This is a genomic window from Pseudofrankia coriaricola (assembly GCF_032027725.1).
Taxonomy (GTDB): Bacteria; Actinomycetota; Actinomycetes; order Frankiales; family Frankiaceae; genus Pseudofrankia.
Genome location: NZ_JASNFO010000025.1, coordinates 1 through 21,108, shown reverse-complemented (window position 1 = coordinate 21,108; position 21,108 = coordinate 1). Strand labels below are relative to the sequence as shown.

Sequence of the window (21,108 nt, the reverse complement as noted above, 5' to 3'; positions counted from 1 at the left end):
CGGCGCGGCGGCGCGGCGGCGCCGTGTCACTGCAACAGGCCGGACCTTCGGGCCACGGCCACGGCCGCGGTCCGGTTACGCACTCCGAGCTTGCTCCGGATGGTGCGCAGGTAGGCCTTGACCGTCTCCGGGCTCACCACCAGCCGCTCCGCGGTCTCGGCGTTGGACAGCCCTTCGGCCACCAGCCCCAGGACGTCCAGCTCGCGCCGGGTAAGCGCGACCGTCGCCTCCTCCGCCCCAGCCATCGACTCCAGGACGCTGTCCTCGAGCAGGTTCCGGATAGCGGCGATCCTTGCTCGGGCGGGCGGGGCTGAGACCTCGAGGGTCAGTCGTTCCAGCTCGCTGTCGATCTGGAGCAGCACCCGCGAGTCCACGTTCCACCGCTGCGGGACGTCGATCCCGTGCGTCCTGGCGGCCTGGGCGGCGAAGGACTCCACCTGCCGCGCGAACGACAAAGCGGCGTTCGTCGCCACAGCTTCCATTGGCCTGCCTGCGCGCCAGGCCAGGTAGAAGACAAACATCAAGCGGCCGTCCAACCGCAGCGGAACAGCGAGCACGGAACGGATGCCCTCGTGGCAGTCCGCCAGGCTCTGACCGGCGGCATCGGCATGTGCGCGCCCGTCTCTGCTCGCGGTCACCACGTGCCGGCCCAGGGCGACGACCCGACCGCCAATACCCTGATCCGGCGCCGCGGTCGCCCCCAGATATTGGTCCGTTCGTGCACCGTCGGCGCATCGTATGGTCAGCATCCTGGTGCGGGGATGGACGCGCCCGGCAAGGGCGATATCGGCGTCGAAACGCTCCCTCAACCGGGACGTCACCTTGGCGAGAAACTCGTCAGCCTCGGCACAGTCAGACGGCTCAGATGCCATTGTTGCTCTCCTCAACAACCCCCCAGGCCACCCACCGACGGGATCTCGACGAGCGTGGCGACCAGGAGTTCCCCCATTTCCTGAAGCTGGTCGACGACCCGTGCCGGAAGAATACGACCGGTGTCTCGTCCCGGACAACCAATAGGCGGAGCCGGCCAGGAGGCCGCTTACCGGCCAAATGACCGTGCATATACACACCCACGAGGGCACCGGTGGAAGGCCGGCCCGAGCCCTGGTCACCGAAGCGGGCGGGCCGGCCTCGGGTATCGCCCCCTCGGAGTGCCGTCCGTCAGGTTGTCGCTCCTCAGGCGGTCGTCATCGCGCGCGGAGACCGTCGAGGATGAGCGCCAGGATCCGGTCGATGCGCGCGTCACCGCTCTTCGGGTCGATCCGCCACAGCACGCTGAGCTGCAGGAGCACATCCTCGGGGTCGAGGCCGGGCTTGAGGGCGCCGGCCTTCTCGCCCGCCGTCAGCAGGGTCGCGATGGCGGCGACGAACGGCTCGTACGCCGGGTCGTCGAGCCCGCCGTTCGTGGCGGCGTGGACGACCTCGGAGACGCCGAACTTGAGCCGGGCATAGCGGGCGACCTCGTCGAACCAGCGCCCGAGCGCCTCCAGCGGCGGATGCTCCGCCAGCAGCGCGGGCGCCAGGTCGATGAGCTCGCCGATGTCGTTGCGGTAGAGCTCCATCACCAGCGCCTCCCGGGTCGGGAAGCGCCGGTACAGGGTCGCGATCCCCACGCCCGCGCGCCGGGCGATCGCGCTCAGCGAGGCCGAGCCGTCCTCGCTGAGCGCCGCCCGCGCGGCGGTCAGGATCAGCTCCCGGTTGTGGCGGGCGTCGGCGCGGGTCGGCTGCGAGCTCATGCGAGGTCCTTCGAGGCAGGGCGAATTCCAGACCTGACAAAGTGGAGTGCCCTCCACTACAGTCGAGCTGTCAGCGGAGACCCCTCCACTTATCTTGTCACACCACCTCGCCAGATCACTTCGAAGGAACCGAACATGACTGGACCTGTCCTCGTCACCGGCGGCAGCGGCTACATCGGCGGCTGGGTCATCGCCGAGCTTCTGCGCCGCGGCCACGACGTCCGCGCGACCCTGCGTGACCCCGGCCGGGCGGCCGAGGTCGCCAAGGCCACGGCCCCCGCCACCGGCTCGGCCGGCCGCCTCACCTTCGCCACGGCCGATCTGTCCGCGGACGCCGGCTGGGCCGAGGCGATGGCCGGGGCCGAGCGCGTCCTGCACGTCGCGTCCCCGATGGGGATCAGCTCGGACGCGGGCCCCGAGTCGCTCATCCGCCCGGCGGTCGGCGGCACCCTGCGGGTCCTGCGCGCCGCCGCGGACGCCGGCGTGCGCCGAGTGGTGATGACCTCGGCGGCGAACGCGGCCAGCCCGTCGTCCTACACGACCGAGGGCGTCACCGACGAGACGCTGTGGACCGACCCCGACGACCCCACCCTGATCCCCTACCGGCGCGCCAAGACGCTCGCGGAGAAGGCGGCCTGGGGCTTCACCGCCTCGCGGGCCACGGCTCCGGAGCTCGTCACGGTCCTGCCCGGCGCCGTCTTCGGCCCGATCCTGTCCCCCGCGACGATCGGCTCGGTCGGGATCATCGCCCGCATGCTCAGCGGCGCGATGCCCCGCGTCCCCAGGATCGGTCTCGAGGTCGTCGACGTCCGCGACCTCGTCGACCTGCACCTGCGCGCCCTGGAGCGCCCGGCGGCGGCCGGGCAGCGCTTCCTCGGAACCGGAGAGTTCATCTGGATGCGCGAGATGGCGGAGCTGTTGCGTTCCAACCTCGGCCCCGTGGCCGCGCGGGTGTCGACCAAGGGTGTTCCCGACTTCGCCGTCCGGCTGGCGGCCCGCAGCGACCCGGCGCTGCGCGAGATCGCCCCGGCGCTCGGCCGCCGCGGCCGGCACAGCACCGCCAAGGCTCACGAGCTCCTGGGCTGGCAGCCGCGCCCGGCGGCCGACGCCGTCCTCGACTGTGCCCGCAGCCTCCGCGAGCACGGCGTCGTCTGACCGCCTCGCCGGGCTCCATCGCCCAGCCGCTCAGCCACTCAGTCGTTCGGCCGCTCAGTGATCCTGGGGACAACGGCCGCCGGGTGTGCGAAGGAAGATCATTTTCGCACACCCTTTGGCCCTCTAGCGCGCGAAGTTGAGCCGAAGGCCTGGCCAGGGCCACTGAAGCGAGTAGAGAATGCCGCGTCCTGCCGAGCAGATGAACGCGGTGTCGCCATCCGGGCCGCCGAAGCAGATGTTGGTGACGTACGGGTCGTGCTCAGACGTCACAAACTCCTGGAGAACCTCTCCATTCGGGCTGATCGCCGTGATCCCCGACTTCTCCAGGTTCGCGACGCAGACGTTGCCGGCCCCGTCGACCGCCAAGCCGTCCCAGTGATGCTCGCCGCCGGTGGAGTACAGCTCGGTCCTGGCGCCGAGGGTGCCGGGCGCCTTCACATCCCAGGCGAGCACCCGCCCCGAGTAGGTCTCCGAGGCGTAGAGCTTCGTGCCGTCCGGCGACAGTCCCATCCCGTTGGGATACTCAAGCCCTTCTTCAGCGATCCCGATCGTTCCCGCCACGGGGTCGGCGTAGTACAGCACGCCACGGGTGGTGTCGACGATGTAGCACGAGCCCTGCTCGTCGAACACGATGTCGTTGAGATTGCCGATGGGCGTGCCGTCGACGTGCGTGAACACGACGTCGACGCCTCCCGTGGACAGGTCGACCCGCTGGACGTATCCGCCCTCGTTGCCCTCGGCCATCCAGTAGGGAAACCGGATCCCGTCCTCCGTCTTGAACGCCAGCCCGCCGTTGTTGCAGACGTAGACGGCTCCGTCGGGCCCGAGCGCCGCGCCGTTGGGACCGCCGCCGCAGTGGATGGGCGACACCGTGCCGTCCGCCTCGACGCGGGTCAGCGCACCGCCTTCGATCTCGACCACGAGCACCGAGCCGTCGTCAAGCGCGATCGGCCCTTCGGGGAACCGTAGGCCGCTGGCCAGCACCTTCATGCGTGGACCTCCATGCCGCACCGGGCGTACCGAGTCGAGCACCCAGACCGAATCGGGCACACGGACCGACATTGTGTCAAGTCGGACGAACCCGGTCGACCAATGGCCGCCGGCCTGACGGGTCACGAAACCGCGGCGGGTGGCGATCGCCGGGTCGGCATAGGCCGGACTGTTCCGTAGACGGTGTTTCCGGCGGGACCGCCGGGCCCGCGGCCGGATCCCCGGCCAGGACCTGGTCACCGGCATGGCCAGCCCGGCCCGACGCCGCTAGTCCGAAGTCGTTGCCGGCGGGGGTGACCGGCGCTGCCAGGGCACCTGCCTGCGCGTCGTCGAGATGGGCTGCGGAGCTGGCCAGGAACCGTTCGACCAGTGCGGTGGTCGCCGGGGGCGAGAGATCAGGACAGGCGGGCAGGCAGGCGGCTCCAGCCGCGCAGGACGCGGTTGGCGCGGCGACGGGCGCCCGGGAGCATCGTCACGTCCGGGTACCGGTCGAAAAACGCGCGCAGACCGACCTCGCCCTCCATCCGGGCGAGCGAGGCTCCCAGGCAGAAGTGCCGGCCGGCGGAGAAGGAGACGTGGTCACGGGCGTTGGCGCGGGCGACGTCGAACGTCTCCGGCTCGGCGAACACCTTCGGGTCCCGGTTCGCGCCGGCGAGGACGGTCACGACGTAGGACCCCGCCGGAACGGCGACGCCGCGAACGTCGAGGTCGCGGATGCTGATGCGCCCTGTGAGGAGCACCGGAGGATCGATCCGGAGGATCTCCTCGACCGCGCCCGGCCACAGCTCCGGCTGGCCGCGCAGCCGCCCGAGCTGCTCCGGGAACCGGCTCAGCAGGGCGATGCCGTTGCCGAGCAGGTTCACCGTGGTCTCGAAGCCGGCCGCGAGCACCAGGCCGGCGATCGACTTCAGCTCGCTCTCGTCGAGCCCGCCGTCCTGGTCGCGGGCCACGATGAGCTGGCTGAGCAGGTCATCGCCCGGCTCACGCCGCAGCCGGGCAAGGTGCCCGGTCAGCCACGACTCGAAGTCACGCAGGGCGGCGGTGACGGACCGGAACTGCCGGAAGCCCAGCCCGAAGTCGAGGCTCGGCGCGACGGCGGATCCCAGCGCCAGCACTCGAGGCCGCTCACCGGGCGGGACCCCGAGAATCTCGGAAATCACGGTGACCGGCAACAGGGCGCAGTACGCGGCGACAAGGTCCACGGGCTCGGCGGTGACGAGGCCGTCGAGGAGCTCGGACGCTATCTGTTCGGTGCGCGCCCGCAGGTTCTGGACCGCCCGCGCGGTGAACACCCGGCTGACCAGCTGGCGGTGCCGGGTATGCATGGGTGGTTCCGTGACCAGCAGCGACGGCGGCTCCATGGGGTGCAGCAGGTCGGGCGCGGTCCGGGCCATCAGGCCACCGAGCAGGCCACCGGTCCTGACCGGGCTGCCGGCCCGGAAGTCACCGCTGGCGAGAACCTCCCGCGTGACGGCATGGTCCACGGTCAGGAACGCGAACCGGCCGCGGTAGAGCGGCCCGGCGGCGCGCACCTGCTCGACCGCGTCCCAGACCTCTCCCCCACCGGCACCCGCGACGATCAGTCTGCCCTGCAGGTCCCCCCGCCGCGCCGCGGTCCGCACGGCGACACGGGGAAGCCCATGGGCCGCGCCCCAGTACACGGTCGACCGGGCGTCGTCGCGCACCCGGCCCGGCAGCCGCGGACGCCTCCCGGCCGGCGGCGTCGTTGCCTGTTCTCCGCTGCGAGCCGGCCGAATGCCCTGGTTCGTGGACATACGACCAAACTAGCCCGCCATGGCTCCGCGGGGGAGGCACACCGCCGAGCGCGGGCGGATGTCGACGCCGGGCCCGGGCGACTGTTCCTGGCTACGGCGACTGTTCCTGGCTACGAGGAGGAGTCACGGGTGTCGGCGCCGGCGATGAGCGAGAACGCGCGCTCGCGTCGTCTGCCCCAGAGCGCGGCCCGTTCCCTGGCTCGCGCCATCTTCCGCTGGTCGTAGCGGCGCCGCGCCCATGGGCTGCCGGGGGCGCCGAGCCGCAGGACGCCCCAGATCCCGACGACGGTCACGAAGACGCTGACCATCGCCACCCAGGGTTTACCCTTGATCGCGGTCAGCACGGTAAGGGAGAGGTTGAACAGCACAACCGCCACAAGTGTCCAGCGGGCGGAGCGTTCGTCGTCACTGATGTCATCCAGGCCGAAGGGTGCGGCACGTACCAGGAGGAGTCCGGTCAGAGCCGTGGCCACGATCACGGCATCAACGGAGGACCTGCCCTCCTTGGTCCAGTAGACGTCCTTCAGATGAAGCAGGAGAGCGAATTCATCGAGAACGAGGCCGGCACCGATCCCGAAGATGAGAGCAAGGATGTCGCGCCACGGGTCGACGTCCCCGGTAGCGAAGCTGATCGTGCCGGCCGTGAGCATCATGAGAACACCGAAGAACTCATGGTGCACGTGCACTCCGCCGGCCGAGATGTTTCCCGGCCACCATCGTACATTCGCCCGGATGAGGCGGGCGGAGGTTCTGATGAACAGGAACCCGCCGACCAGACCCACGAGAAGAAGCAGCAACGGCTGACGGCCAGTCCTGACAAACTGATCATGGTACGAGCCCGTGAGCCAGGACCACTCCATACCTGGAGTCTGTCAGCACACACCTGATGCGGTACGACCGGCCGGATGTCTGCGCCGCGCCGCGCACCTTGGACTCAAACGCGCGAACCGCTCATGATCTGGTGGAATCCCCGGAGCAATAGCTCCCAAAATCCCACCAGATCATGAACTGCGACACCGACAGCAGCAACTGGTCAGATCCCCGACACGCCGGAGCCCGGAGCCCCGCCGCGGCCGGCCGCCATCCACGTGTTCGCGGGCCGGACCAGGCCAGCCCGTTCGTCAGGCGGCCAGGCCTGGCCAGGCGAGGCCGTCCGTCAGGCGAGCAGGCGAGATCCTCCTCACGACGGCCCGGCGGTGCGGTCAGACCGATTCGGTCGAGGGGGCGGGCTCGGAGGTCAGGTTGGCGGACCAGCGTTCCTCGACGCGGCCGAAATACCAGATGGCCAGGGCTACGCCCCAGGCGACGAAGAAGAGCCCGACGATGGCGTAGCCGGTGTAGTCGAGATTGATGCCGGCGATCCAGGCGAGCGGTCCGGACTCGATCGTGAACCGGTCGGCGAGGACGCCGACGAGTTCGATGGTGCCGATGACGAGGGCGACGATCACGGAGATCGTGGTGATCGTCAGGTTGTAGAAGACCTTGCGGACGGGGCGGGCGAACGCCCAGCCGTAGGCGGCGTTCATGAAGACGCCGTCGATGGTGTCCATGAGGCACATGCCGGCGGCGAACAGGATCGGCAGGACCAGGATCGAGTAGAAGGGCAGGTTGAACGCGGCGGAGCCGCCGGCGAGGACGAGGAGGCCGACCTCGGTGGCGGTGTCGAAGCCGAGTCCGAACAGGACGCCGATCGGGTAGATTTTCCAGGGCTTGGTGACGGCCTTGGTCAGCCCGCCGAGGAAACGGTTCATGAAGCCGCGAGAGTCGAGGCGGCGCTCAAGTTCCTGTTCGTCGTACCGCCCGTTCCGCATCTCGCGGAAGACCTTGATGATGCCGATCAGGGCGGCGAGGTTGAGGATTCCGAGGACCCAGAGGAAGACGCCTGAGACGGACGGGCCGATGACGCTTGTGATGGTGTGCAGCCTTGAGGAGTCGTCCTCGACGGGGCCGACGAGGGACTTGACGCCGACGGAGAGCAGGAAGGCGAGCACGAAGACGATGGTCGAGTGGCCGAGGGAGAACCAGAACCCGACGGAGAGGGGCCTGCGCTGGCGGCCGGCGCCGGCGGCTTCCTTGGCGACGTTGTCGGCGATGAGCTTGCGGGTGGCGTTGTCGACGGCGGCGATGTGGTCGGCGTCGAAGGCGTGCCGCAGCCCGAAGGTGTAGGCGAGGACGCCGACGCCGGCGGTGAAGATCGGGTGATCGCCACCGAGGTGGTAGTCGCGCGGGGTGACCAGGGTGAGCAGCACGACGAAGCCCAGCACGTGGAGCAGGACGATGAAGGCGGTCATCCCGGCCAGGGACCGTTTGTCCGCACTGCTGAGGCTCTGCCGGAACTGTGTCAGCCGTGCCGACAGGGAGGGCTCGCTGGCGCTGGGAGCTGCTTGAGCCACGTGGTGTCTCCTTGCTACGGGGAGCAGGCGCGGGTGCGCGGCTCTCAGGAGCGGACCGGCGAAGAACCCGGCCCCGCTGGGACCTGTCCGCGAGACGGTCTTCTGATCTTGCTGGAGCTTGTTGGCGGCCAGGCACCCGCGGTCACCGAGCGGGCCGGGCGGGATACCTCCGGCTAGCGGGCCAAAGGGTGTGCGAAAATGATCTTCCTTCGCACACCCGGCGGCCGTTGTCCCCAGGATCACTAGCGGGAGGACTTCGAAGCCCTGCCAGCACAGTCACCATGCCACTATGTCGTTGTTGCGATATCTTCGCAACTAGTGGCGTCGAGGTCTGGGCGCGCGGCCGGTATCGGGATCTCGTACCGAGGGCTCCAACCGAGCCGCCGGGCAACGGTCCCGGCCCCGATCAGGCCCGCGGGCTGGACGGTCAGCGTCGGGGGATCTGGTTGACCAACGGGAGGGTCGGTCATCCGGATCCGGATGACCGACGCCGGGCGAGGCGGGTCATCGTCAGGCGTCGCCGAGACGTTCCACGATCTCCGCGACGGTCGCCGGGCGCAGGCCAGCCGCGGTGACCGTCTCGTTGAGATAGCGCAGATCTTCACCGGGGCTCGCGTGGAAGGCGAACACCCCGGGCGCCGGCTCGACCGTCTCCGGCAAGCCCGCCAGCCAGGCCCGGTCCGCCGTGGTGAGCACATCCGCCGCATGACGGTCAGAGGTACTCATCCGCTCCGCCGAGAACGTGAGGATCTGACGTTCGTGGTTGCCGCGGATAGTCAGAATGTCCGGCCGGGCCGCGAGCAGGTCGAGCGTCCCGCGAGGATCGACCGCGCCGGACAGAATGTCCCCGAGATTGAGGACCAGATCGACGTCGGCAACCTCGGCCAGCACGGTCTCCAGCGCCCGGGTGTTGCCGTGGATATCCGACAGACGTGGATATCCGACAGAACAGCCAGACGCGTCATAGGCCGACCGCCACGCCCACTACCGTCGCGCCGCCACCGTCGTTGGGCGGCACGGCGCGGGCTCAGGACAGGCCGGTAGCGGCGGCCGCCTCGGCCAACGTCGGCCAGCCGGAGCCGATCATCACCCAACCGTCGTGGCCCGCGCGCGGACTGGTGGGATCGTGCACCTTGACCTGCCAGCTACCAGGGCTGGTCTCCCTGGCGAACGCGGACTTGCCATCGCACGTGCCGTACCGGCTACCTAGCACGCCCGCGGACGTGGACGGCGTGGAGGCGGAACCATTCTCAGCGGACATAGGGTGCCTCTCCAAGGGAGATCACCGACGTGCCCGGGCTGAGCCTGAGGCTCGTAGAGCCACGACGCTGACGCGCGGCAGGCCGGCTGCTTCCCAGCGACCTGAGCTTACGCCGACCCTGCCCAATTACCGGCTCCGGACGGAGCGACCAGTCATGAAATGTCGGAAGGCGGCGTACGACCTCGCCCTGACGACAACCCCCGCCGCTCCCGTAGCGGGGTTTGAATATACTTAATCTTGTGGACTTGGGTGACCACAATGCGAACCGCTACCCGATCCCGCGCGGACCGGTCTCGCCGGCAAGTCCGGCGTCGGCGTGGTGGGTACTGCTGACCTCGCCGTGCGACCGCGCGGCGCCAGCTCAGCCGAGGCCGGGAGCCGTCAGCCGGGCCAGTGGGCGTCGACGAAGCGGCGGACCTCACGGTTTAGATCGGCATCCTCCGGGGCCATGCCGAGGAAGCCGGCGTGGCCGGCCGCCTCCATGACGTGCAACTCGGCGGAGATACCGGCGGCGCGCAGCGCGCGGTGCATCCGCACCGTGTTCGACAGGAACAGGTCCCTGGTGCCGGTCGTGAGCAGGGTGGGCGGGAAGCCCTTGGCGAAGTCGCCGAACAGCGGGGAGAGGTAGGGGGCGGCCAGGTCGTGGCCAGCGGCGTAGAGCTGGTTCACCGGCATGAGGCTCCCCGGCAGCACTGGGTCGAGGCCCAGGTTCGTCTGGAAGGAGTCGCCGGATTCGGTGAGGTCGACCTCCGGGGTGTTCAGCACCGCGGCGGCCGGCAGCGGCAGCCCCTCGTCGCGTGCCCGCAGCAGCAGCGCCGCCGCCAGGTTGCCGCCGGCGGACGCGCCACCGACGATGATCTGCTCGGGACGGTAGTCCCCCAGCAGCGCCCGGTAAACGGAAACGCAGTCGTCCAGCGGCCTCGGGTACGGGTGGTCGGGCGGCATCCGGTAGTCGACCGCCCAGACCCGCGTGCCCAGCCGGGCCGCGGTGCGCACGGCCATCTCCCGGCAGACCGCCCCACCGCCGACGATCAGCGCGCCGCCGTGGACGTCCAGGTAGACCCGGCCGTCGGGCGCGCCGGAAGGCGTGACCACATAGACCGGCACGCCGTCGACGTCGGCATCTTCGACGGTCACCGCGGCGTCGACCGGCCGACTGCCCACCATCGCGGCCAGCGATTCATCCCGGCCGGCGATCATCTTCTTCCAGGCAGCCACGTCACCGAGCGGCGGGTAGCCGGCCTCCGCCTGCCGTGGCGCGGCGAGGATTGCCCGCGCCTCGGGGCTGACCGACGACGGGATGGGAATGTCGCGCGCTGGCAGGTGCACTGATGGCCGGCCTTCGACGGTGGTCATGATGGTCCTCCCGTGGGCAATGTCGGTGGCACGAGGGGCACGAGCTACCTCTGGGCCAGCTCCTTGATCATGGCCGCGCTGGCCACCATCCGCTCCGGGTCGTTGTCTGGCAGACCGATCTGTACCCGGTCGACCAGGCCGCTCCAGCGGCGGGCGATCTCGCCGGCGAGCGCGGCGGGCTCGGCGACGACCGCGAACGCCTCCACCACCTCGCGGGGCACTGCCTGCGCCATCCGCGCCCACTCGCCCCGTTTGGACAGCAGATGCAGCTCGTCGCCGAGCTCGCCCCAGCCGTGGTGTTCCAGCACGGGCCGGTAGGCCGGGGTGGACCCGTAGAAGGCGAGCTGATGGCGCACCGCGCCCAGGTTCGCCGCCAGCTCCGCCTCGTCCCGGCCCGTGACCGCGAAAACCGGGACGGAGACCTGGAGGTCGGCCCGGGTCCGGCCGGCGGCCGCCAGCCCCCGCTCCAGGTGGCGCAGGGTCACCTCCCGCAGATAGTCGGAGGTGGTGAAGGCATGCGCCAGCAGGCCGTCGGCCACCTCGCCGGCCACCGCGGTCATCGCCGGCCCGACCGCGGCGACGAACACCGCCGGGTCCCCGTACTCGGACGGGCCATGACTGAACATCGGCGTCATCAGGGTGTGCTGGTAGAACTCGCCTTCGAAACGCAGCGGTTCGCCGATGGCCCAGGACGCCCAGATCGCCCGCATGGCCGCGACATACTCCCGCATCCGTGCCGCCGGACGCGACCATGGCATCGAGAACCGTCGGGTGATGTGCGGCTTGATCTGGCTGCCGATGCCCAGCACGAACCTGCCGCGCGAGAGCCGCTGCAGATCGGAGGCAAGCACGGCGAGCGTCATCGGGCTGCGCGCGAACGCCACGGCGATCCCGGTACCCAGCCTGATCCGCTCTGTCGCCACGGCGGCCAGCGTCAGTGGCGGGAATGGGTCGTGCGCGACCTCGGCGACGTTCATCCCGTCGAACCCGAGCTCCTCCGCCAACCGGGCCCGCTCCCCCACCAACGCCAGATCGTCATGAACGATCGCGTCAACCTTCATGTTGTCTTCCTTCAGGCGTCAGGCTTTCCTGGCCAGCGTGGCGAGAGAGCTAACGGTGGCCGGAACTCCCCGGCTCACCGCCGCCGGCCTCGCCCGCCTCTCCGGTTTCGCCCGCCTCTGGGGCCTCGACGGCCACGTACGAGCGGAGAACGGTGAAGGCCGCCGCGATTTCCACGGCCGGGGAATAGTTCGCCTCCCCGGCGAGCCACTTCTCCGTCCCCAGCCGAACGGCGCACAGCACGCTTCCGGCCATGACGCGCGCCTGGAAGAGATCGACGTCCGGGGTGGCGAACCGCGGCGCGATCGCCGCCGCGATCGAGGTTTCCCAGTCCAGGTGTTTGGCGCTGGCGTGCGCCCGCACCGCCGGGACCTCGGCCCGCAGCCGCGCGTCGAGGATCAGGACGTCGCGCTGCCTGCGCCAGTCCTCCTGGATCGCCAGGAAGGCGTTGCACAACGCCGTGAGCGGTCCCTCGTCCGCCGGGCGGGCCTCGATGGCGGCCAGGACCGTCTCGAGGTGCCCCTGATGCACGCCGGCGACGAAGCAGCTCTCCTTCGAGTCGAAATAGCGGAAGAAGGTCGACCGGCCGATCTCGGCTCGCTCGCAGATGTCCTCGACCCGGACCGCCGCGAGACCGTGCTCCATGGCGAGCCTGACCGCGGTCCGGGCGACCTGCTCGAAGGTGCGTTCCTTCTTCCGATCGCGAAGCGATCTTTTTGGCGCGTCCATCGGTCCGGAGACTCTCACATCGGGCGTCACGTCGGCCCGGCCGTCATGAATCGGTGTAGTTCGGGGAACGTCGCCCCAGGAACGCGCTGACCTGTTCCTGCCGGTCCTGGGTGTAGGACGTGAGGACCTGGGTGCGGTTCTCCAGGTCAATGCCGGCCTGCAGGCTGCCGACCTCCAGCTGGCTCCAGCTGACCTCCTTGGTCATCCATACGCCCATGGGGCTGTTGGCGCAGATCAGCGCGGCCGTCTCCAGCGCCGCGTCCACCACCTTGCCGTCGTCGACGACGCGGTTGACCAGACCGATACGGAGCGCCTCGTCGGCGTCGACGAGACGGCCGGTGAGCAGCAGCTCGTGGGAACGGCTGGCCCCAATCAGCCGGGGGAGCAGCCAGCTGACGCCGATGTCGCAGCCCGACAGCCCGACGCGCACAAAGGCGGCGTTGAACCTCGCCGACGTGGCGGCGACCCGCACGTCGCTGGCGAGGGCCAGCGCGAAGCCACCGCCGGACGCCGGGCCGTTGATCGCCGCGATCACGGGCTGGCGCAGGTTGCGCAGCTTGGGAACCAGGGACGCTATGGCCTGCTGGACCCGCATCCCCGTCTGCGGGCCGGAACCTGCCTTGCTCGGCTTCGGCGGCTCGTGCAGGTCGAGCCCCGCGCAAAATCCCCGGCCAGCACCGGTCAGCACGACGACGCGGCACTCGTCGTCCGCCGCCACCTCGTCGAGCGCCGCGTGCAGGTCCCGGACCAGCTCACCGGACATCGCGTTGAGGCGTTCCGGCCGGTTGAGCGTCAGCAACCGGACGCCCGGGGCAGGGGTGTCGGCCAGGACGGTCCGCCCCGCCTCCGGCGTGCTCCGAAGGTACAGATCGCTGTTGGCCAGCACCACCATCTCCCACCTGCCGGACCGACGTACCAATTGGGACCTTGTGCCATTTGGTGAGATCTGTCAACATCGGCCGCAGGCTCTGGCGACAGGTTGACGACGCGGCCGGCCATCCCGCTCCCTGGCGCCGGGGCGCGCAGCTCCCAGGACCCTTGCCGGCGGGCCGACCTCAGGCGGCGTTGCCCGCCGCGTGCCTGACCGACCCCCCTGCCCACGGAACTGGCCCGTCAGCGGATGGAGGAGACATGGGGATAGCAATCGGCGAGGAACACCGGGCGCTCGCCCGGACTACCCGATCACTGCTGTCCTCGCGCGAGGCACGCGCGGCCGGCCGGGCCCTGTTGGACGCCGACGAGGAACATCTGCCGGGCTTCTGGAAGGAGTTCGCCGATCTCGGTCTGCTCGGGGTGCATCTGCCGGAGGAGTTCGGGGGCGGCGGTTTCGGGCTGCCGGAGCTTGTGGTGATCCTCGAGGAGACCGGTAGGGCGGTCGCGCCTGGGCCCATTCTCCCGACGGTCCTGGCGTCGGCGGTGATCGCGGCCAGGGGAGGACCGGAGGCGCGTGCCCGCCTGCTGCCAGGACTCGCCGCGGGCACGGCCGTCGGCGCCGTCGGTCTCGGCGGGGACCTGCGCCTGGACGGCGACGGACGGATGTCGGGTCGGTCCGGTGTCGTCCCGGGTGGCGCGCTCGCCGACGTCGTGCTCCTCGCGGTCGGCGAGGACCTCGTGGTGGTGTCGACGGCCGACCCCGGCGTGACGGACGAGGCCCTCGGATCGTTGGACCGGTCGCGGCGCTCCGCCCGGCTCCGCCTCACCGAGGCGCGGGTGGCGCCAGGCGACGTGCTGCCGGGAGCACTGGCCTACGCCCAGGCGATCATGCGGACACTCGTCGCGGCCGAGGCGAGCGGCGGCGCGCACGAATGCGTCGAGGTCGCCGCGGCCTACGCGAAGGTGCGCGAACAGTTCGGCAGGACCATCGGGTCGTTCCAGGCCGTGAAGCACCACCTCGCGAACATGCTGGTCGCCGCCGAGCTCGCGACCGCGGCGGTGTGGGACGCGGCACGCGCCGCGGCGGGACCAGCCGAGGAGTTCGAGCTGTCCGCGGCCGTGGCGGCCACCCTCGCGGTACCGGCCTTCGTCAGGAACGCGGAACTCAACATCCAGGTACACGGCGGAATTGGCTACACCTGGGAGCACGACGCCCACCTGCTCTACCGGCGGGCGATCACCAGCAAGGCCATCGTGCCGCCGGGGACCGCCGCCGCGGACGTGACCCGTCTGGGCGGCGCGGGCGTCTCCCGGACGGCACCCGCGTTCGACCTGCCCGCGCAGGCCGAGGCGGCGCGGCCCGAGATCCGGGCGCTCGCCGCCGAGCTGGCGGCGCTCCCCGATGACGAGCGGCGCCGCCGGCTGGCCGACACCGGCTACCTGCAGCCGCACTGGCCGCGTCCGTGGGGGCTCGGCGCCTCCGCGGGCCTCCAGCTCGTCATCGAGCAGGAGTTCCGGGCCGCGGGCCTCAAGGTCCCCAACCTGATGATCACCGGTTGGGTGGTTCTGACCCTTGTTCAGCACGGCACCCAGGACCAGGTCGCGCGCTGGGTCCGGCCCGCGCTCTACGGCGAGGAGCAATGGTGCCAGTTGTTCAGCGAGCCCGGCGCCGGGTCCGACGCCGCGGCCGTGCGGACCAGAGCCGAGCAGGTCCAGGGCGGCTGGGTGCTGAGCGGCCAGAAGGTCTGGACCAGTGACGCCCACCGGTGCCGGTACGGCCTTGCCACCGTGCGTACCGACCCGTCGGCGAGCAAGCACGCCGGTATCACCACGATGGCCGTCGACATGGCCGCCGAGGGTGTGCAGGTGCGCCCGCTGCGCCATCTCACCGGCGACCACTACTTCAACGAGGTGGTCCTCACCGACGTGTTCGTCCCCGACGCGGACGTGGTGGGGGAACCGGGCAAGGGCTGGAACGTCGCCCGCGCCACGCTCGGCAACGAACGGATCACCCTCAGCGGTAACCTCGGTGGCACCACCGCCGACCAGATGTTCGCCCTGTACCGGCAGCACGGGCACCGGGTGCCAGGAGCCGAGACCCGGTTGGGTGAACACGTCGCCGAGGCGATCGCCGCGCGGCTGCTTGACCTGCGGCGAGTGGTCCGCGCCCTGGACGGGAGCGGACCCAGCCCCGAGGGCAACGTCACCAAGCTCGTCACGGCCGAGAACGGGCAGCGCGCCGCGACCCTGCTGACCGAGTTCGCCGGCCAGGACGTCGCCCTCGACGACGGCTTCGGTGGGACCGCCGGAAGGTCGCTGTTGGCGACCCGTGCGCTCACCATCGCTGGCGGCACGTCCGAGATCGCCCGGAACCAGATCGCGGAACGGATTCTCGGCCTGCCCCGAGACCCCCTGCTGTCCTAGTGCCGCTGTCTGTCCTAGTGCCGCTGTCATAGCGCGCGCCCACCGCGCCCGGAGCCTGAATGGGAGTCCCAGATGGAGCTCTTTGCCCGTGACCTCGAGTTTGTCGAGTGCCCTCGCTGGCACGACGGCGCGCTGTGGTTATCCGACATGTGGGCACACACCGTCTACCGGTTCGACAACGCCGGCGGCCGTACCGCCGTGCACCGTTTCCCCGACGACGAGGACCCTGGCGGCATCGGCTGGCTGCCCGACGGCCGCATGCTGGTCGCCGGAATGGAACACAGCGTCGTCTACCGGATCGAGGACGGCACCGCCCACCCGCACGCGGACGTCTCCCACCTCGCCCCGCACGGGATCAACGACATGATCGTCGCCACGGACGGGACGGCCTACGTCACCCAGATGGGATTCCCGATAGGCGGCACCCCGACCGGGCAGCCCACGGTCCTGGTCCGTGTCTCCCCGGACGGCGAGGTGTCGGTCGCCGCCGACCAGATGCTGTGCCCCAACGGGGCGGCCGTCACCGCGACCGGCGACACCCTGGTCGTGGCCGAGTCCGCCGGCCGCCGGCTGTCCCGGTTCTCGGTCAAAAACGGCGAGCTCGTCGACCGGACCCACGTCCCCTTGACGCCGAAAAGCGGCGACGCACTGGTGGCCCCCGACGGGATCTGCCTGGACGAGCGGGGCGACGTGTGGGTCGCCGACCCCTGGGGCCGGCGCGTCCTGCGCGTCGGCCCGGGCGGCGTCGACCAGCAGATTCCCTTCGAGGACATTCCGCTCGCCTGCGTGCTCGGCGGCGACGACCGGCGGACTCTGTTCGTCTGCATGAACACGGTGACCTTCAAGCGCGACCGACGGGCCGAGCCGACCGGATCGATCGTCCAACTGCGGGTGGAAGTGCCAGGAGCGGGCCGGCCCTAACGGGCCAAAGGGCATGCAAAAATGATCTTCCTTCGCATGCCCGGCGGCCGTTGTTCTCAGGATCACCGAGCGGTCCACGCCGGCCGGTCCAGCCAACGAGAAAGGCACGTCGAGACAGCCATGGTTCGACCGGAAATCTCCCTCGCCTTACCTCCGAGCACGAGAATCGTCGAGTACGCGCGGGCGGCGGAACAACTGGGATACCACCGCGTGTGGGTGTATGACTCGCCGGCGCTCTACGGCGACATCTGGATCGCGCTCGCGCGCATCGCCGAAGCCACCCAGCGCATCGGCGTCGGCACAGGCGTCGCGATCCCGAGCCTGCGCCATCCCATGGTGTCCGCGTCGGCGATCGCATCCGTCGAGGACCTCGCGCCCGGCCGGCTGGTCGCCGCCTTCGGCACCGGCTTCACCGGCCGCAAGGCGATGGGCAAGCCCGCGATGAAGTGGGCGGACGTGGCAACGTACGTCCGCCAGCTGCGCGGCCTGCTGGCCGGCGAGGTCGTCGAGATCGAGGGCGTGCCCTGCCAGATGATGCACGCGGCCGGCTGGGCGCCGCCGCGCCCCATCACCACCCCCCTGTGGCTGGCCCCCAGCGGGCCCAAAGGCCACGTGACAGCCCAGGAGCTGGACGTCGCCGGCGTCATCGTCCCCATGGTGCCGGAGCCACATCAGCGCGCCGGGAGACCGACGGCACTGCTGACCCATGGGACGATCGTCCGCCCGGGCGAGGACCACACCACCCCACGCCTGGTCGGCGCCGCGGGCCCGTGGTTCGCGACGCTCTCGTTCCACGGGCTCTGGGACATGTCTCCTGATCTGATCGAGCAGGTTCCGGGGGGCACGGTCTGGCGTGACGCGATGCTGGCCGCACGCCCGCCGGAGCAGCGCCACCTCGCCGTCCACGAGGGCCACATCACGGTCATCACCGAGCGGGACCACCCCGCCGTCGCCGCGGCCGGCCCCGCCATCCTCAGCACCGGTTGGACCGGCGACGCCGCGACGGTAGCCACCCGCATCCACGAAGCGGGCGAATCAGGCATCACCGAGATCGTCTACGCCCCCGCGGCCCCGGACGTCATCGACGAACTCGAAGCGTTCATGTCCGCCGCCTCGGGCGGGCACAGTCACCACGGCGTCACGCACCTTGGCTGAGCACTCGCGGACGTCGGCGCCGGCGGCCTGTCCACGCGGGCGTAACCGGGCTCAGCCTGGTCGGCCTCGGTGTCGCTGACCGCCTCACCGAGGCCGGCGGCGCTCGCGCGGTGCCGGCCGCGGGCTCGCCGCCGAACGCACACCGTCCTGCGCGGCGCGACCGCGAAGGAACGCCACTTGCCTCTGCTGGAGGGCTGACATGGTTTATCCCGGTGCGCACGCGCGCACCTCACCGGACAAGCCGGCCGTCATCATGGCGGGCTCTGGAGCCCGGATGACCTACGCCGAACTCGACGCCGGGTCGACCCGGCTGGCACGGCTGTTACGGGAACACGGTCTGCGGCCCGGCGACGCCGTGGCTCTGCTGGCGGAGAACCACCTGCGCTTCATGGAGGTGGTCTGGGCGGCGAGGCGGTCCGGACTGTACCTGACGGCGATCAACCGACACCTGTCACCGGCCGAGGCGGCATACATCCTCAACGACGCCGGCGCCAAGGCGATCGTTACCACCGGGGCCCTGGCGCCCACGGCCGTCGCCGCGGTGGCCGCCGCGCCCGGCTGCGTCCACCGGTTCGTGGTCGACGGCGCCGCCGACGGCTTCGAGCCCTACGACGACGCGGTGGCGGCCCAGCCCGCGACGCCACTCGACGAGCAGCCGCGCGGCGGCCTGATGCTCTACTCGTCCGGTACGACGGGTCGGCCCAAGGGGGTGCGTCGGCCCCTGAGCGGCCGGACCGTCGACGACCCGAAGGACGTCGGCACGTCGATCCTGGCCCGGCACCTGTTCGGGATGGACGAGACCTCGATCTACCTGTGTCCCACGCCGCTTTACCACTCGGCAGGCATCCAGTGGTCGACCGGTGTCCACGAGCTCGGCGCCACCCTCGTGCTCATGGAGAAATTCGACGCCGAGGGTCTGCTCGAGGTCATCGAGCGGGAAAGGGTGACCCACACGCAGGTCGTGCCCACGATGCTGGTCCGGGTCCTCAAGCTGCCTGGGGAACGACGGCTGCGCCACGACCTGTCGAGCCTGCGGCGACTGATCCATTCGGCGGGGCCGTGCCCGCCCGACGTCAAGCGCCAGGTGATCGACTGGCTCGGACCCATCGTCGACGAGTACTACGCCAGCACCGAGGGCGCGGGAATCTCCTACATCAGCGCGGCGGACTGGTTGAAGCACCCCGGCTCGGTCGGGCAAATGCTGAACGGCATCGCCCACGTCTGCGACGACGAGGGCGCCGAGCTGCCCGCCGGCCAGCCCGGCCTGCTCTACTTCGAGCAGCCCGACGCCCCGTTCAGCTACCACGGCGATCCCGAGAAGACCGCGGCGAGCAGGCATCCCGACCACCCGAACTGGACGGCGGTCGGCGACATCGGCCGCCTCGACGACGAGGGCTACCTCTATCTCACCGACCGCAAGAGCTTCATGATCATCTCCGGTGGCGTCAACATCTACCCGGCCGAGGTCGAGGCCTGCCTCGTGATGCACCCGAAGGTCGCCGACGTAGCCGTCTTCGGCCTACCCGACGCCGAGATGGGCGAGTTCGTGCAGGCCGTCGTCGCGCCGGCGCCCGGCGTCGAGGCGAACGAGGAACTCGCGGACGAGCTGCACCGCTACGCGCGCGACAACCTCGCCCACTACAAGGTCCCGCGGGTGTTCAGCTTCCGCGACGAGCTGCCCCGGATGGCGACCGGCAAGCTGGCCAAGGGCCAGCTGCGTGACGAGTACCTGAAGGAGGTCTCCTGAGCCGTCCTGGTCACGAGGACGGCCGAGACCAGGGCGGATCGACCAACAACTGTCTCCGCCCGGCCCAGTCGCGGGTTTTCCGGCCGCGTCCGGATGGAGCGGATCAAGTCTCGAAGGAGAAGCTCATGCAGCGTGGAATTCGAACCGCCCTTGTCTTATCCATCGTCTCCTTGGTCGGGATCGCCGGCTGTGGCGGCGGTGGTGGTGGGGTGGACGGAGGATCTGGTGGCTCCGGGGTGGTCTCGGCGGACCCCGCTTTCAGCAAGGAGGGGCCCGACCACGGCTGGAGCCAGACGAACGTGGCGCTCGATCCGAAGACGCTCGCCTGCCAGGGGGCGGCGCCGAACCCGAGCCGTGGTGTCACGGACACCTCAATCAAGATCGGCGGACTGGCGTCCTTGACCAGCCCGGCTGGCGCGGCGTTCGGCGACATTGACGCGGGCGCGAAGGCGCGTTTCGCGCGGGCGAACGCGGAAGGCGGTGTCGCGGGCCGCCAGATCGACTTCGTCGGAGTCCGCGACGACGGCTCCGACGCGGCTCGGGACGGCGAACAGGCGCGTGCCCTCGTCGAGCAGGAGCAGGTGTTCGCCGTGGCCCCGGTAGCCGTCTCGGCGCCGAACTTCCTGGACACGTTCTGCAAGCAGGTCGTCCCGTTCTTCGGCTGGGGAACGAACACCGCCTTCTGCGGCAACGTCATCGGCTTCGGCATCACTGGCTGCCAGACACCGGCGCCGAAAGCCCAGCGCACGGTCAACACCGGCTCACCCGTCGGCGTCGCGAAGCTGCTGCCCGCCGGCGCCGCGAAGACCATCGCCGTGGTCGGGAATGACATCGAGGCCGCCCGCCAGGGCAACATCACCATCGGCCAGGGCTTCGAGTCCGCCGGATTCAGGGTCGTCTACCAGAAGACACCGATACCCCTGTCCGGCCTCACCGATCCGACCCCCATCGTCAGTGCGATCATGACGGCGGACGGGGGAAAGCCGCCGGCCGCCGTGTTCACCGTCCTCCAGTTCGCCGACTCCGTCAAAATGGTCTCCGCGCTCAAGGCGGCCGGTTACAAGGGCCTTCTCATCACCCCGATCTACGACCCCCGCCTCGCCGGCGTGGCCGAGCTTGACGGCACCTACGCCATCGTGGGGTGGCAGCCCGGTATCTCCACCGACGTCCCCGCCATCGCGCAGATGGTCAAGGACTTCGCCACCTACGCCCCCGGGGTCGCGCTCAGCACGCCCGTCATGGCCGGCTACTGGTCAGCGGACCTGGTCATCAGCGCGCTGCGGAAGGTCGGGCGTAACCTCACCGTCGACAGCTTCCTGAAAGTACTCAACGACAACTACACCAACTACGTCCCAGGAGCGCTGCCCGAAACGCGCTGGCCGCTCAACCACATCGCGTCCTCGCCCTGCGGAACCCTCGCCCACCTGGTGGACAAGACCTGGACCGCGCCTCCCGAGACCTGCGGCGTCATCGCAAAGGCGCCGTAGGCCCCACCGGCGCTGGGTCATATCGAATGTTCGTGGCGGCGCCCCCC

Annotated in this window: 18 protein-coding genes; 6 read left to right on the top strand and 12 right to left on the bottom strand. The window is 70.3% G+C overall.

The features are described 5' to 3' along the window. Positions 1-26: 26 nt before the first annotated feature. On the bottom strand, positions 27-872 hold the full coding sequence (locus QOZ89_RS14370; protein ID WP_071047748.1) for a LuxR C-terminal-related transcriptional regulator: 846 nt from the start codon (positions 870-872) through the stop codon (positions 27-29). A 315-nt stretch (positions 873-1,187) separates the two neighbouring features. Continuing rightward, the gene (locus QOZ89_RS14365; RefSeq protein WP_071047747.1) at positions 1,188-1,736 is read right to left on the bottom strand and encodes a TetR/AcrR family transcriptional regulator; all 549 of its coding nucleotides are present in this window, start codon (positions 1,734-1,736) and stop codon (positions 1,188-1,190) included. A gap of 135 nt (positions 1,737-1,871) precedes the next feature. Between QOZ89_RS14365 and QOZ89_RS14360 the strand changes: the two genes are divergently transcribed. After that, on the top strand, positions 1,872-2,891 hold the full coding sequence (locus tag QOZ89_RS14360) for an NAD-dependent epimerase/dehydratase family protein (protein ID WP_071047746.1): 1,020 nt from the start codon (positions 1,872-1,874) through the stop codon (positions 2,889-2,891). A 123-nt stretch (positions 2,892-3,014) separates the two neighbouring features. Here QOZ89_RS14360 and QOZ89_RS14355 read toward each other — a convergent pair whose 3' ends face one another. From QOZ89_RS14355 to QOZ89_RS14310, 10 genes are all read right to left on the bottom strand, one after another. Further along, positions 3,015-3,881 (bottom strand): SMP-30/gluconolactonase/LRE family protein, encoded by an 867-nt coding sequence (locus QOZ89_RS14355; protein ID WP_312624003.1) that lies wholly within the window; start codon positions 3,879-3,881, stop codon positions 3,015-3,017. Positions 3,882-4,276: 395 nt separating this feature from the next. Continuing rightward, positions 4,277-5,656, bottom strand: a complete 1,380-nt coding sequence (locus QOZ89_RS14350) for a cytochrome P450 (protein WP_312624002.1) — start codon at positions 5,654-5,656, stop codon at positions 4,277-4,279. Between the two features lie 110 nt (positions 5,657-5,766). Continuing rightward, complete coding sequence (locus tag QOZ89_RS14345; RefSeq protein WP_241841592.1) at positions 5,767-6,336, bottom strand: hypothetical protein; 570 nt, start codon at positions 6,334-6,336, stop codon at positions 5,767-5,769. Between the two features lie 522 nt (positions 6,337-6,858). Further along, positions 6,859-8,049 (bottom strand): Nickel transporter NicT, encoded by a 1,191-nt coding sequence (gene nicT, locus QOZ89_RS14340; protein WP_071047744.1) that lies wholly within the window; start codon positions 8,047-8,049, stop codon positions 6,859-6,861. A 510-nt stretch (positions 8,050-8,559) separates the two neighbouring features. Beyond that, positions 8,560-8,970 carry a metallophosphoesterase family protein gene (locus tag QOZ89_RS14335; protein WP_312624026.1) on the bottom strand — a complete coding sequence of 137 codons (411 nt, stop codon included), beginning with the start codon at positions 8,968-8,970 and terminating at the stop codon, positions 8,560-8,562. A gap of 106 nt (positions 8,971-9,076) precedes the next feature. Next, positions 9,077-9,310, bottom strand: a complete 234-nt coding sequence (locus QOZ89_RS14330) for a hypothetical protein (RefSeq protein WP_071047742.1) — start codon at positions 9,308-9,310, stop codon at positions 9,077-9,079. A 381-nt stretch (positions 9,311-9,691) separates the two neighbouring features. Then, positions 9,692-10,666, bottom strand: a complete 975-nt coding sequence (locus QOZ89_RS14325) for an alpha/beta hydrolase (protein ID WP_071047741.1) — start codon at positions 10,664-10,666, stop codon at positions 9,692-9,694. A gap of 44 nt (positions 10,667-10,710) precedes the next feature. Next, complete coding sequence (locus tag QOZ89_RS14320; protein WP_071047740.1) at positions 10,711-11,727, bottom strand: TIGR03617 family F420-dependent LLM class oxidoreductase; 1,017 nt, start codon at positions 11,725-11,727, stop codon at positions 10,711-10,713. A 49-nt stretch (positions 11,728-11,776) separates the two neighbouring features. After that, positions 11,777-12,472: a TetR family transcriptional regulator gene (locus QOZ89_RS14315; RefSeq protein WP_241841591.1), complete on the bottom strand. Its 696-nt coding sequence runs from the start codon at positions 12,470-12,472 to the stop codon at positions 11,777-11,779. A gap of 25 nt (positions 12,473-12,497) precedes the next feature. Then, positions 12,498-13,340, bottom strand: coding sequence for an enoyl-CoA hydratase/isomerase family protein (locus QOZ89_RS14310; RefSeq protein WP_083418331.1), 843 nt, complete (start codon positions 13,338-13,340; stop codon positions 12,498-12,500). A 245-nt stretch (positions 13,341-13,585) separates the two neighbouring features. Between QOZ89_RS14310 and QOZ89_RS14305 the strand changes: the two genes are divergently transcribed. From QOZ89_RS14305 to QOZ89_RS14285, 5 genes are all read left to right on the top strand, one after another. Further along, the gene (locus QOZ89_RS14305; RefSeq protein WP_071047738.1) at positions 13,586-15,751 is read left to right on the top strand and encodes an acyl-CoA dehydrogenase family protein; all 2,166 of its coding nucleotides are present in this window, start codon (positions 13,586-13,588) and stop codon (positions 15,749-15,751) included. A 72-nt stretch (positions 15,752-15,823) separates the two neighbouring features. Next, entirely contained in the window at positions 15,824-16,672 is an 849-nt protein-coding gene (locus QOZ89_RS14300; RefSeq protein WP_071047737.1) for an SMP-30/gluconolactonase/LRE family protein, read from the top strand. A gap of 120 nt (positions 16,673-16,792) precedes the next feature. Next, a complete protein-coding gene (locus QOZ89_RS14295) occupies positions 16,793-17,827 on the top strand; it encodes an LLM class flavin-dependent oxidoreductase (RefSeq protein ID WP_312623998.1) in 1,035 nt (344 codons plus the stop codon). Between the two features lie 199 nt (positions 17,828-18,026). Then, positions 18,027-19,574 carry an acyl-CoA synthetase gene (locus QOZ89_RS14290; RefSeq protein ID WP_312623997.1) on the top strand — a complete coding sequence of 516 codons (1,548 nt, stop codon included), beginning with the start codon at positions 18,027-18,029 and terminating at the stop codon, positions 19,572-19,574. 125 nt (positions 19,575-19,699) lie between these two features. Beyond that, positions 19,700-21,061 carry an ABC transporter substrate-binding protein gene (locus tag QOZ89_RS14285; RefSeq protein ID WP_071047735.1) on the top strand — a complete coding sequence of 454 codons (1,362 nt, stop codon included), beginning with the start codon at positions 19,700-19,702 and terminating at the stop codon, positions 21,059-21,061. The last annotated feature ends 47 nt before the right edge of the window (positions 21,062-21,108 follow it).